The organism is Faucicola mancuniensis (genome assembly GCF_046523945.1).
In the GTDB taxonomy this organism is placed as follows: domain Bacteria; phylum Pseudomonadota; class Gammaproteobacteria; order Pseudomonadales; family Moraxellaceae; genus Faucicola; species Faucicola mancuniensis.
On the sequence record NZ_CP171363.1, the window covers coordinates 659,443 to 671,597 of the forward strand.

12 protein-coding genes and 1 pseudogene are annotated in these 12,155 nt (G+C 41.1%); 6 read left to right on the top strand and 7 right to left on the bottom strand.

The annotated features are described in order from the left end of the window. Positions 1-152: 152 nt before the first annotated feature. Together dksA and gluQRS are read left to right on the top strand one after the other, a co-directional pair. Positions 153-587: an RNA polymerase-binding protein DksA gene (gene dksA, locus ACGTJS_RS03385; RefSeq protein ID WP_315041852.1), complete on the top strand. Its 435-nt coding sequence runs from the start codon at positions 153-155 to the stop codon at positions 585-587. Between the two features lie 34 nt (positions 588-621). After that, positions 622-1,548, top strand: coding sequence for a tRNA glutamyl-Q(34) synthetase GluQRS (gluQRS, locus tag ACGTJS_RS03390; RefSeq protein ID WP_315041845.1), 927 nt, complete (start codon positions 622-624; stop codon positions 1,546-1,548). 15 nt (positions 1,549-1,563) lie between these two features. On the opposite strand, the gene ftsW is transcribed toward gluQRS, so the two are convergent. Next, the gene (ftsW, locus tag ACGTJS_RS03395) at positions 1,564-2,754 is read right to left on the bottom strand and encodes a putative lipid II flippase FtsW (protein ID WP_315041843.1); all 1,191 of its coding nucleotides are present in this window, start codon (positions 2,752-2,754) and stop codon (positions 1,564-1,566) included. A 54-nt stretch (positions 2,755-2,808) separates the two neighbouring features. Then, a complete protein-coding gene (gene murD / locus ACGTJS_RS03400) occupies positions 2,809-4,233 on the bottom strand; it encodes a UDP-N-acetylmuramoyl-L-alanine--D-glutamate ligase (RefSeq protein WP_410472820.1) in 1,425 nt (474 codons plus the stop codon). A 521-nt stretch (positions 4,234-4,754) separates the two neighbouring features. On the opposite strand from murD, the gene ACGTJS_RS03405 reads away from it, so the two are divergent. Beyond that, entirely contained in the window at positions 4,755-5,093 is a 339-nt protein-coding gene (locus tag ACGTJS_RS03405) for a P-II family nitrogen regulator (protein ID WP_315041841.1), read from the top strand. 75 nt (positions 5,094-5,168) lie between these two features. After that, positions 5,169-6,515: an ammonium transporter gene (locus ACGTJS_RS03410; protein WP_410472821.1), complete on the top strand. Its 1,347-nt coding sequence runs from the start codon at positions 5,169-5,171 to the stop codon at positions 6,513-6,515. A 273-nt stretch (positions 6,516-6,788) separates the two neighbouring features. Here the strand turns inward: ACGTJS_RS03410 and mqo are convergent. Further along, a pseudogene (gene mqo, locus ACGTJS_RS03415) lies at positions 6,789-8,432 on the bottom strand (malate dehydrogenase (quinone)); the annotation flags it as partial. Positions 8,433-8,716: 284 nt separating this feature from the next. Between mqo and ACGTJS_RS03420 the strand changes: the two are divergent. Both ACGTJS_RS03420 and ACGTJS_RS03425 read left to right on the top strand, forming a co-directional pair. Next, a complete protein-coding gene (locus tag ACGTJS_RS03420) occupies positions 8,717-9,577 on the top strand; it encodes a thymidylate synthase (protein WP_410472822.1) in 861 nt (286 codons plus the stop codon). A 23-nt stretch (positions 9,578-9,600) separates the two neighbouring features. Further along, positions 9,601-10,137: a dihydrofolate reductase gene (locus tag ACGTJS_RS03425; protein ID WP_315041831.1), complete on the top strand. Its 537-nt coding sequence runs from the start codon at positions 9,601-9,603 to the stop codon at positions 10,135-10,137. A gap of 129 nt (positions 10,138-10,266) precedes the next feature. Here ACGTJS_RS03425 and ACGTJS_RS03430 read toward each other — a convergent pair whose 3' ends face one another. From ACGTJS_RS03430 to ACGTJS_RS03445, 4 genes are all read right to left on the bottom strand, one after another. After that, entirely contained in the window at positions 10,267-10,602 is a 336-nt protein-coding gene (locus tag ACGTJS_RS03430) for a potassium transporter TrkG (protein ID WP_315041829.1), read from the bottom strand. Between the two features lie 2 nt (positions 10,603-10,604). Continuing rightward, the gene (locus ACGTJS_RS03435) at positions 10,605-10,883 is read right to left on the bottom strand and encodes a hypothetical protein (RefSeq protein ID WP_315041826.1); all 279 of its coding nucleotides are present in this window, start codon (positions 10,881-10,883) and stop codon (positions 10,605-10,607) included. A gap of 40 nt (positions 10,884-10,923) precedes the next feature. Beyond that, the gene (gene rlmB, locus ACGTJS_RS03440) at positions 10,924-11,700 is read right to left on the bottom strand and encodes a 23S rRNA (guanosine(2251)-2'-O)-methyltransferase RlmB (RefSeq protein WP_315041824.1); all 777 of its coding nucleotides are present in this window, start codon (positions 11,698-11,700) and stop codon (positions 10,924-10,926) included. Between the two features lie 111 nt (positions 11,701-11,811). Then, positions 11,812-12,150 (bottom strand): pyrimidine/purine nucleoside phosphorylase, encoded by a 339-nt coding sequence (locus tag ACGTJS_RS03445; RefSeq protein WP_315041822.1) that lies wholly within the window; start codon positions 12,148-12,150, stop codon positions 11,812-11,814. Positions 12,151-12,155: the final 5 nt, after the last annotated feature.

Sequence of the window (12,155 nt, forward strand, 5' to 3'; positions counted from 1 at the left end):
AAACAACCCCAACATTTTTTTGATGTTTGGGGTTGAAATTTTTGGTGTTATCCCCATTCTTACGGGCAATTTGTGCAATAAAAAATTTTGATTAAAAATGTGATGGATTTTTAATCGGATTTTGTAAAGCAAAGATTTTAGAGGAATTTAGCATGGCAAAACAAATTGACAATAATTTTAGTTTTACCCCTTACCAAATGACGGACGGTGAGGAATACATGAATGAGGCACAACTTCAGCACTTTACCAAAATTTTGACCGATTGGAAAGAACAATTGTTGGCAGAAGCGGAATCAACCAAATCGTATATCCAAGACGAATCAACGGCAATGCCTGATATTAACGACCGTGCGACCCAAGAAGAAGAGTTTGCCCTAGCCTTACGTACCAGAGACCGTGAGCGTAAATTGATTCGAAAAATTGAAAAATCGCTTGCCGAAATTGAAAGTGGTGATTATGGTTTTTGTGAAACTTGTGGCGTGGAAATTGGTTTACGCCGTTTGGAAGCTCGCCCAACAGCAACGCAATGTATTGACTGCAAAACTTTGTCCGAAATCAAAGAAAAACAGGCTTGGGGACACGCTTAAGCGATTGTTTTAACAGCTTTTTTTAAGGTTTTAAATGTCTATTGTTGGGCGTTTTGCCCCTTCTCCAACTGGCAATCTGCATATTGGCTCGCTCATTACCGCAGTTGCTAGTTTTTGTATTGCCAAACGACAAAACGGCAGTTGGCTCGTTCGCATGGAAGATGTGGACGAAGAACGCTGTAAAACCGCCTTTAGCGACCAAATTTTGACCGATTTGACACGGCTGGGACTGCATTGGGACGGCGAAATTTATTACCAATCACAAAACCTTGAACGTTATCACACCATTTTGGACAATCAATTGCAACATGTTAGCTATGGTTGCGACTGTAGCCGAAAATCCATTCAAACTTTTTTACAAAAAAATAATCTTGTTGAAAATTCCATTTATCCAAAAATCTGTGAACACAAACAGTTAAGCCGACACAATGCCATTCGCCTTGTCATGCCTGATAAAAGGGTGGAATTTTTGGATAAATTGCAAGGCAATATTGTGGGAAATCCACAACAAGAACATGGCGATATCGTGGTTCGCCGAAAGGCAATGCCCAATAGCACACAAAATCCCAAAGGCATGATAAATTATATGCTCGCTGTGGTGGTTGATGATATCGCTCAAGGGGTGAACCAAATTGTGCGTGGTTTGGATATTTTACCTTTAACTACGGCTCAATTGGTTATTTATGATTATTTAATAATACCACGTGTGCAAGATTATTATCATTTGCCAATTTTGGTGAATGACAAGGGGCAAAAGCTGTCAAAACAAACGCTTGCCGAGCCGATTTGTGATTATAAACCACAAGATTTGTTGGCGTTGGCATTGCGTTTTTTGGGGCAAGCACCTGTGGATAAAGACAAGCCTGAAGTGATGTTACAACAGGCGATTTGTCAATGGGATAGTACGCCCTTAATCGGACAAAAACAGATGTTTTGTCCGCGATTAAATAGTTTTTTTTAATAATTTGTTTAAAAATCAATAATAACGAGAATCCGATGGGGCGATTTTTGGACTGTCTTTCATAACTCTTAACAACACGCCCATCATCATCAGATTAATCACCATAGACGAACCACCAAAACTAAAAAATGGCATAGTTAAGCCTTTGGTCGGCAATAAGCCCATCGTCATGCCTGCATTGATAAACACTTGTCCAAAAAACAACACCCCTACCCCAAAGGCAAAATAACTTAAGCGACCCTGACGGCGTTTTAACGTGTCATAACTGACTTTCATAATAACCCAAATCATGATGATTTCTAATATCAACAAAAAACTGACCCCAAAAAAGCCCAACTCTTCGCCTGTGATTGCCAACAAAAAATCGGTGTGAGCTTCGGGCAAATGCGATAGTTTTTGGATACTTTCGCCATAGCCCACGCCTGTCCATTCGCCACGAGCAAACGCCACAATACTGCGTCCTAGCTGATAATCAGTATCTCGCAAGTCATCAAATGGGTCTAAAAAAGATGTAACTCGGCGAATACGATAGCTTGCCATCGTGATTGCCAATACCGTTGCAGTTGCCAACATACCTGCCAATGCCATAACCAACCGCATGGGCAACCCTGCCACAAAAATCATCGCCGCAACCGTTCCCACAATCATCACCACCGAACCAAAGTCAGGCTGTAACATGATGGCAAATACCATAATCGTCAAAATCCCTGCCAAACGAAAAAATCCTTTCATCTGATAACGTACTTCATCAACACGGCGTACCAAAAAATCTGCAGCAAACAAAATCATAGCAAATTTGGCTAATTCGGCAGGTTGAAAATTGGCAAAACCCAACTCAATCCAACGCTTACTACCATTAATAAACGTACCACCAATCACCGTGTATAAAATCATCACCAAACTCACAAGCATTAGCACGAATGCCGTATCAGTACGAAACAATCGGCGTAACGGCACAAAATACATCAACGTACCTAAACCTAGCCCAAGCAAAATATAAATTGCTTGGCTATAAAAAAAACGAAATTCATTTAAATTTTTGGTCTGTGCAAAAGGAATAGATGCCGATGCCACCATCAGCAAACTCATCACCAAAATCATACCGACACAAGTCATTAACGTTGATGATAATGACGGCAACCAGCGAGAATAACTGCTTTGTTTTGTGCCTTGCTTTGTGCTACTTGATGTCGTCTGTACTGGCATAACCCAACCTAAATAAATATCAATAAAAAACTATAAAAATCAATCAATTAAACGTTAAACAACCAACTGTGCAAATACCTTGCCACGCTCAACATACCCGCTAAACTGGTCAAAACTGGCACACGCAGGCGACAACAACAACACACCCAAATCCGCCTGTGCTTTTGCGTCATCAAAGCCTTGTTTCACCGCATTTTGCAAGGTTTGGCAATGAATAACTTTGACGGTATCGAGCAAATTGCCCTTTTGCAAATCTGCTTGGATTTTGTCGGCATCTTCACCAATCAAATAAATATTTGATGCAAACTGGGATAACGGTTTGGCAAGTTCGGCAAAATTCTGTCCTTTGCCCTGTCCGCCCAAAATCACCGCCAATTTTTTGCCTTTGGGCTGATACACTTTACCCAAACCCAAAATCGCCGCCACCGTTGAGCCGATATTTGTCCCTTTTGAATCATCATAGCAGTCAAGCGTATGCTGATTGTCAAAAGTTTTTGTGGTGATAAATTCACAACGATGGGGCAAACCGACAAAGTTTTTGATGGTGTTTAACATACCGTCTATCGGTAAACCGACCGACTCACCCAACGCCAAAGCGGATAACACATTGATAAGGTTGTGCTGTCCTTTAATCGGTACGTCTTTTTCGTGAAGCAGACGTTCACGCCCACGAGCGAGCCACATATCGCCTTGACTGTCGGTAATAATGCCGTATTGATGAATGTCTGGAGCGTTACTACCAAAGGTAATAGTCGGCATATCATCAGCGACAAGCGGTCGGCTTAATGGGTCATCACGATTTACCACGATGGATTTCACGCCTTGAAAAATACGGTGTTTTTCACGGTGATAACCCAGCATATCGCCATGACGGTCTAAGTGGTCTGGCGACATATTGAGTACCGTTGCGACTTGGGCGGATAGATTGGTGGTGGTTTGCAACTGAAAACTGGACAACTCTAACACCGCAATTTCAATCGGCTCAAGTAACAAATCCAACGCAGGTGTCCCCAGATTACCGCCCACGCCAACTTTTTTGCCAGCATTTTTCACCATTTCACCGACCAAGGTGGTAACGGTACTTTTGGCGTTTGAGCCTGTAATCGCCACAATCGGAATATTTTTGGCTTTGCACACATCACAAAATAGCTGAATATCGCTCACCATCGCAATTTTTTTGGCATGCACATCAGCAAACACAGGCAAAAATGGGTCAATGCCGGGGCTGATGATAATACGACTGGCACTGCTTAATAGCTCGCTATCAATGCCGTTAAATTTGGTGAGTACATCACTGGGTAACTGGCTTGCCAAACTGGGATTACCGCCATCCGTTACCGCAACTTTGTAGCCCAAATTGTGCAAAAAATTTACCGTTGCCAAGCCAGATTTGCCAAGCCCTACCACCACTTGCAAACCGTCCCCACGCTGAATCAAAGATGCTGATGAATTTGTCGTATTTTGTTGGTCAATTGTCATGGCGATATCCTGATAATCAATAAGTAAATGCGTAATTGGACAAAATTAAATCGTACTATTATACCCTCCCCCAGCCCCTCCCAAAGGGAGAGGAACGCCCTCCACCTTTGGGGGAGTGTTGGGGAGGGGGAAATGATTGAGAAATAAATAAACCAATTATAACATTTTCTTGCTTTGATAACATTTTTTTTATAAATAAGTCTTTAAGTTGTTTGATAAAACAAATTCACCATTTTGGTGAAATTTTGCACAATTTTGGTGCATGGATATTTTTTTGTGGAAATTTTTAGAATAATTGGCTCAATTTCTGATTTTTGGTTATAATAAAGTGCTAACCTAACCCCATGACTTGACATTGTTTTGCAAATTGTTTTAAAAATTTTTTATCAATATTTTCAAATAGTTATATTTTTTCACCCCCTTTTAAACATAAATTTTTGAAAAAGTTGGCACATATTTTGAGACACAAAATTTCACAAGCTATTTTTGCAAACAATGTTAAATTTTCAAAGGATATTGTTATGAAATTAATTACTGCTATTTTAAAACCATTCAAACTTGATGATGTGCGTGAATCGCTGTCAGAGATTGGCGTGCAAGGCGTTACTGTTACCGAAGTCAAAGGTTTTGGTCGCCAAAAAGGACATACCGAGCTGTATCGTGGGGCGGAGTATGTGGTGGACTTTTTGCCAAAAGTCAAACTTGAGATTGCTGTAACTGATGAGATGGTTGAGCCTGCGATTGAAGCGATTATCCGTGTGGCAAGCACTGGCAAAATCGGCGATGGTAAGATTTTTGTGTCTGACCTTGAGCAAGTGATTCGTATCCGTACAGGTGAAACTGGGGCGAATGCTATCTAATTCAACGCTCGTTTGATTTAATCCTTTCTTAATTTTTCAAAATAACGCACCAACAAAAACGAAAAGGGGGTTTTTATGGATTTGCGTGATGGTTTCTTGTCGCCAAAAATTGGCACTCATTTAACGTCTGTTATCAAAAAATTTGTGACTTTTACCACGTTGGCAGGTTTTTCAAGTTTGGCATTTGCCGAAGAAACATTGGCAATAGAAACACCGACATTAAATGCGGGTGATACCGCTTGGGTATTGGTCGCAACTACGTTGGTATTGATGATGACTTTACCCGGTTTGGCATTGTTTTATTCAGGTATGGTGCGTAAAAAGAATATTTTAGGCACGATGGCTCACAGTTTTGGTGCAGCGGCGATGGCATCTGTGGTTTGGATGTTGGTCGGTTATTCGTTGGCATTTAGTGAAGGCAGTTGTAATCAGTTTGTGGGCGGTTTTAGCCATGTGTTTTTGTCAGGCATTGGCATTGATGATTTGACTGGGACTGTGCCGACTTTGCTGTTTGTGGCGTTTCAGATGACTTTTGCCATTATTACCGTTGCGATTTTGGCAGGTTCTTTGGCGGAGCGTATCAAATTTGGTAGCTTTATGGCGTTTACGGCGATTTGGTTGGTTTTGGTGTATGCCCCTGTTTGCCACTGGGTTTGGGGTGGTGGCTGGCTGATGAATGACGGTGCGTTGGACTTTGCAGGCGGTACGGTTGTGCATATCAATGCAGGTGTCGGCGGTTTGGTGTTGGCTGCGGTGTTGGGCAAACGTCAAGGTTATGGGCGTGAGTCTATGGCACCTTCAAATCTGGCTTTGACTGTGATTGGTACAGGTTTGGTTTGGGTTGGCTGGTTCGGCTTTAACGGCGGTAGTGCATTGGCAGCCAATGGCTTGGCAGGCAATGCGATTTTGGTAAGCCAAGTGGCGGCAGCGTCAGGTGTGTTGGCATGGCTTGCGGTTGAAAAGTTGGTGCGTGGCAAAGCGTCTATGTTGGGCGGTGCGTCTGGTGGTATTGCAGGATTGGTCGGTATCACGCCAGCGGCAGGGTTTGTCACGGTCGGCGGTGCGTTGGCAATCGGTATTTTAACAGCGATTGGTTGCTTTTATTCGGTAAACTTTTTAAAACGTCTGTTAAAAATTGATGATAGCTTAGATGCGTTTGGTTTGCACGGTGTTGGCGGTGTGATTGGTGCGGTTTTAACAGGAATTTTTGTCAGCCCAGCGATTACAGGCAGTCCACTATCTATGCCAATGTTAAACCAAGTTTGGGTACAACTAGAGGGTATTTTGGCAACTGCTCTTTATTGTGGTGTGGTAACATGGATTATCGCCAAAGGCTTACAAGCAACCATCGGATTGCGTGTGAGTGATGAAGAAGAATATCAAGGTTTGGATTTAAGTGTTCATGGCGAACGTTTAGAATAATCTTGTTGTCAAAACCACCAAAAAAAGGCTTTATCATGATGATAAAGCCTTTTTTATTTGATAGTTTTTTAAATTAGAAATCGTACTTTGCATTTCTGGGCGTATGCAATACGCCCCTACGATTTTGTCCGATTTTTGACTTAATTCACTATAAAAATCATACGCTTACAGTGCTTGCATTTCTACGTTTTGATTTTTTTGCTCAGTTTTTGGTGCTGGCAAATTGGTTGCTGGCACGCCACTGCTGGGTGCAGTTACAGGGGTGTTCACTGTTTTTGCAGGATCAGCCGCTGGCGTTGCTGTATCTACCGAAGATGGCACTTCCACATAAGGTAAATTTAGTGTGGTGCTGGTTTTACGGCGGATTTGGTTGGTTAATTCTGGGCTACTGTTAATTTTTAAACCATATGATGGTACGATGGTTTTTAATTTTGGTTGCCATTCAGCCGCTACTTTGTCTGGGAATGCTTTTTCCAGCAACGTTAGCATAATTGGTGGCGATGTTGATGCCCCCGGTGATGCCCCTAACAATGCGGCAATGGTGCGGTCTTTGTCCACAACAACTTCTGTACCAAATTGCAAAATTGCCCCTTTTTCTGGGTCTTTTTTGATAATTTGTACACGCTGACCTGCGGTGATAAGTTTCCAATATTCTGGTTTGGCATTTGGATAATATTTTAACAACTCTTTATGACGGTCGGCATCGCTTAAGCGAGCTTGTTGCATCAAATACGTAGTTAAATCCAAGTTATCCATACCCACTTTTAACATGGCAAATACGTTGTTATGATTGACCGATGAAAATAGGTCAAACCATGTGCCTGCTTTTAAGAATTTGGTACTAAACAAGGCATAAGGACCAAATAACATGGTTTGTTTACCGTCCAAATACCGTGTGTCAATGTGTGGCACAGACATCGGTGGTGCACCTGTTTCGGCTTGACCGTACACTTTGGCTTTGTGGCGAGTGGTCAAAGCTGGGTCTTCAAATGACAAGAACTGACCGCCCACAGGAAAGCCTGCGTACATTTTTGATTCAGGAATACCTGACATTTGTAATAATTTTAATGCCGCACCGCCTGCACCAATAAAGACAAATTTTGATTTAACGGTTTTTTGTTGATTATTTGCCAAATCGCTAAAGGTAACATTCCACGTTTTATCATCGTTTTGACGTAAATCGGTAACTTCATGTTGCAAATTCAAACGAAAGTTTGGGTGTTTTTGCAAACCTTTGGTTAATTGATTGGTAATCACGCCAAAGTTTACGTCTGTACCCAGTGGCATATAAGTCGCCGCCACTTTTTGATTAGGGTCTCGCCCTTCAATCAACAAAGGTGCCCATTCACGGATTTTATTTTGGTCGGTGGTAAATTGCATGCCATAAAACAGTGGATTTTTAATCATCGCCTCATAACGTTTTTTCAAAAAGGCAATGTTGGCATCACCCCACACAAAACTCATGTGTGGCACAGGATTGATAAACTCTTGTGGATTACCCATATTGCCACGTTCCACTTGGTGCGACCAAAACTGACGAGAAATCTCAAACTGCTCGGCAATTTTTACCGCACGTTCTGTTTCTACCACGCCATTTTTTTCTGGTGTATAGTTTAACTCGGCAAATGCCGAATGTCCTGTACCTGCGTTATTCCAACCGTTTGAACTTTCCAAAGCGACCCCATCAAGACGCTCATACGCCTCAATTTTCCAGTTTGGCTCAAGCTCTTGTAAATAAGTCGCAAGCGTCATACTCATGATACCGCCACCAATCACGACCACATCAACAGGCGTTTCATTCTCAGCAGGTGGCACCGATTTTTTAAACAAGGGCCAATACAAAAATAACACAGCAATGACAATCAATGCCAATAATAACGCACCCAGTATGCGTAAAGAATTGTTTGCTTTTTTCATAAAAATAAAGATATCATCAATAAAAAAAATGGACGGCAATTTTACCACAGATTTTTGCATAATTTTGTAAAAACAACGTAACAATTTGGAAATTTTTCTTAATAAAATCATCAATTTTATCATGGTATTTATTTAAAAAATAAAATCGCTTTTTTTGCACTTTTTAGACTTATGATAAAAATTGGCAATTTTTTTGTTCTAAATTATAGATACGCCCTAGTCTTTTTTTCTGTTAAAATAACCCATCATTTTATTTTTTCATCATTTTTTTAAAAAGAGCAATCATGATAATTTCAAAAAACGAACAAGCCTATCTTGACCTGTTAAAACTCGTGTTAGCCAACGGCTCGCAAAAAGGCGACCGCACAGGCACAGGCACAATCAGCTATTTTGGCTCGCAAATGCGATTTGATTTAAACGATGGTTTTCCACTTTTAACCACTAAAAAAATTCATACCAAAAGCGTGATTTATGAACTTTTGTGGTTTTTAAAAGGCGACACCCATGTCAAATATTTACAAGACAATGGCGTACGGATTTGGAATGAATGGGCAACGGCAGAGCAAACCGCACGTTTTGGCAAGCCAGCAGGCGAACTTGGGGCGGTGTACGGTCATCAATGGCGAAATTTTGGGGCAAGCCAAAAGCCAGACGGCAGTTATAATGCAGACGGTTTTGACCAAATCAGTTGGTTAGTAAACGAAATCAAAAATAATCCCAACTCTCGCCGACTGATTGTGTCTGGGTGGAATCCCAAAGAAGCGAGTGAAGTTGCTTTACCGCCTTGCCATACGCTGTTTCAGTTTTTTATCGCAAATAACAAATTATCGTGTCAATTGTATCAACGCTCGGCAGATTTGTTTTTGGGCGTGCCGTTTAATATTGCAAGTTATGCCCTACTCACACATATGATTGCTCATGTAACTGGGCTTGGTGTGGGTGAATTTGTGTGGACTGGGGGCGATTGTCATATTTATAACAATCATTTAGAACAGGTAAATGAACAGTTAAGCAGAACGCCATTTGATTTGCCAAAATTGTGGCTAAATCCTGAGATTAAAAATATTTTTGATTTTGATTTTGATGATATTAACATTGAAAATTATCAAAGTCATGCAACTATTAAAGCACAAGTTTCTGTTTAAATTGATATAAAAAAGGAAAAACCATGAGTTACACCAATGTTGAAGTCGCCCAAGTAGTCGCCATCAGCCAAAACCATGCCATTGGCAAAAATAACGAACTGCCTTGGCACATTTCTGCCGATTTAAAGCATTTTAAACAATTAACCGATGGCGGAATCGTCATCATGGGTCGTAAAACCTTTGAATCGATGGGTTCAAAACCCTTGCCAAACCGCACCAACTTTGTGATTACCACCAATTTCGATTACCAAGCCGATTTTGACAATGTCATTATTTTTCACAACCTTGATGACGCTTTAACCCAAGCATCTTCGCTGGCTCATGGCAAGGCTTTGGACACGATTTGGATTATCGGTGGCGAAAAAGTGTTTGAACAAGCCATGCTATTCACCGACCGCCTAGAAATCACCCATGTAGATACCGTGATTGACGGTGCGGACGCTTTTTATCCAGCCATTCCAAATGATTTTGTCAAAACCAATGCAAGCGAAAAAATGCGTGATGAAAAATCTGATTTGGCGTTTGAATTTGTTACTTATCAAAAACGCACCACAAATTAGCCAACTAATATTTGGTTTTCTGAGTATTTTATCCAAGTGGATTTTGGCGTGGCGACAAAATACGCCAACGTCAAAGGACCTAGCCGTCCCATATATATCAAAAACATGATGACAAACTACCCTGTCGTGCTAAATGTGGGTGTAAAATTGCGAGAAAGCCCCGATAAACATCAAAAACACGATTAACATCGTGCTACTGTCGATTATTTGAGCAAAATCAATGTTGTTAAACCCTGCGGTACGGGTGGTAATAGCGACAAACCATGACGCACCAAGTTGTTCGCTTAACGTCAACTTGCCAATCGTGTTGGCATTGCCACGTTCTAACAAAAACAACAAGACAAATGCGGTCAAATTAACAATCAACGTAGCGGTTAGCATGACTTTAGTATTGGTGCTAAACTTGTGCCAACGGCGGTATTTTACCACTTCCATAATCACCAAAAATCCAAGTCTGCCAAGCATAATCAATAGACTAATGATAAATCGGCTTGAATTTTAGAACTTTTATCCATTAATAATTGAATACCTTGTTCATCATATTGAAAGTCTTTTAAGCCAGTGAGCCAATTTTTTGTTTCTCGCCCAACAATCATAATTTTATGTTGGGCGTTTTCATAGCCTTTGGGTACAGATGTCAAAAATAATTTTGGCAAATTTGCTTTTTTTAAACTATTATCTAAAAAATCTTGATTTTCTTTTACAATAGTTACATAACGTTCAAATAATTGTTGTTCTAAATCCACTACTTTTTCCTTTAAAAACAATTATTTATTAAAAATTAATTCACTTAAAGCGTTGTCGACTAACTTCATACAACACCATGCCTGTCGCTACGCTGACATTTAGGCTTTGAATAAATCCATGCTCATTGCCAGTCATCGGAACATACACCAACTGGTCGCAACTATCCGCCGTCAATCGGCGAATGCCATCGCCTTCCGACCCCATCACAATCGCCACATCGCCTGTCAAATCACAATCTTGCACCGATTTTGCCGTATCGTCAAGCGCCGTACCGTACACAAAAACGCCTTGTTTTTTTATCTCATTAATCGTGCGAGCCAAATTCGTCACTTGGATAAACGGCATATATTCAGTCGCACCGACCGCCACTTTTGCCACCGCAGGGGTAATACTGGAACTGTGATTTTTTGGAATAATCACAGCTGACACGCCCATCGCAACTGCCGTTCGTAGGCACGCTCCGAGATTGTTTGGATCGGTGATTTGGTCAAGAATTAATAAAAGTAGTGATTTTTGTTCAGATTGGTATTTGTCAATCAACAGTTTTAAATCATTTTCATCTTGGACATCGCTAGGGCGAGCTTGTAGCACCACACCTTGATGTTGGGGGCTTTCGGCAAGTTTGGTGAGTTTGTCTTTTGCCGAAAACTGCACGCTAATGCCGTATTGTTTGGCAAGGTTGATGATATTTTCAACCGCTTCATCAGTTTTATTTTGTTTACCGTCTTGGATAAACAGGGCAAGCCCATCAATACCACGATTTTGCAAAATGGCTTGCACCGCATGAATGCCATAAAAATAGATAGGTTTTGCCATGATTTTCCTTAGCTATTTTACCCCCACCCCAGCCTTCCCCCTAATGGGTAGGGGTTAGGGGAGGGAGCAAAAGAACAATTTAATTTTACCCAATTACTTAAAATGTTTAAATCAACCTTCAAAATGGCAAATATATTGCACCACTTCTTCATTTTTCATCACATAACGGCTATGTCCTTCCACCAAAAACGCTTGCCCTGCACGGTAGTAGGTAAATTCGGTTTCACCTGCTTGTTTGATTTCGCACTCGCCTGCCAAAATCTCAATGCGTTCTGATGATTCGGTTTTGAACTCGTACTCGGTAACTTCATTGTCGCATGGCAACACAATGCCAAGCATTTTTTTGCGACCGTCTTCAAACCAAACGGTACGGCTAAAGGTACGACCCTCATAATAAACGTTGGCAACTTTTTCCACCGAAACGTGGTCAAAACGAGCTGATGTAGTCATGATTT

Bases quoted from the DNA above. Each gene is read 5' to 3' on its own strand.
- murD (WP_410472820.1), bottom strand. From the start codon at position 4,233: ATGACAATTGACCAACAAAATACGACAAATTCATCAGCATCTTTGATT.
- rlmB (WP_315041824.1), bottom strand. From the start codon at position 11,700: ATGGCAAAACCTATCTATTTTTATGGCATTCATGCGGTGCAAGCCATT.
- gluQRS (WP_315041845.1), top strand. From the start codon at position 622: ATGTCTATTGTTGGGCGTTTTGCCCCTTCTCCAACTGGCAATCTGCAT.
- ACGTJS_RS03430 (WP_315041829.1), bottom strand. From the start codon at position 10,602: ATGCTTGGCAGACTTGGATTTTTGGTGATTATGGAAGTGGTAAAATAC.
- ACGTJS_RS03405 (WP_315041841.1), top strand. From the start codon at position 4,755: ATGAAATTAATTACTGCTATTTTAAAACCATTCAAACTTGATGATGTG.
- ACGTJS_RS03425 (WP_315041831.1), top strand. From the start codon at position 9,601: ATGAGTTACACCAATGTTGAAGTCGCCCAAGTAGTCGCCATCAGCCAA.
- dksA (WP_315041852.1), top strand. From the start codon at position 153: ATGGCAAAACAAATTGACAATAATTTTAGTTTTACCCCTTACCAAATG.
- ACGTJS_RS03445 (WP_315041822.1), bottom strand. From the start codon at position 12,150: ATGACTACATCAGCTCGTTTTGACCACGTTTCGGTGGAAAAAGTTGCC.
- ACGTJS_RS03410 (WP_410472821.1), top strand. From the start codon at position 5,169: ATGGATTTGCGTGATGGTTTCTTGTCGCCAAAAATTGGCACTCATTTA.
- ACGTJS_RS03420 (WP_410472822.1), top strand. From the start codon at position 8,717: ATGATAATTTCAAAAAACGAACAAGCCTATCTTGACCTGTTAAAACTC.
- ftsW (WP_315041843.1), bottom strand. From the start codon at position 2,754: ATGCCAGTACAGACGACATCAAGTAGCACAAAGCAAGGCACAAAACAA.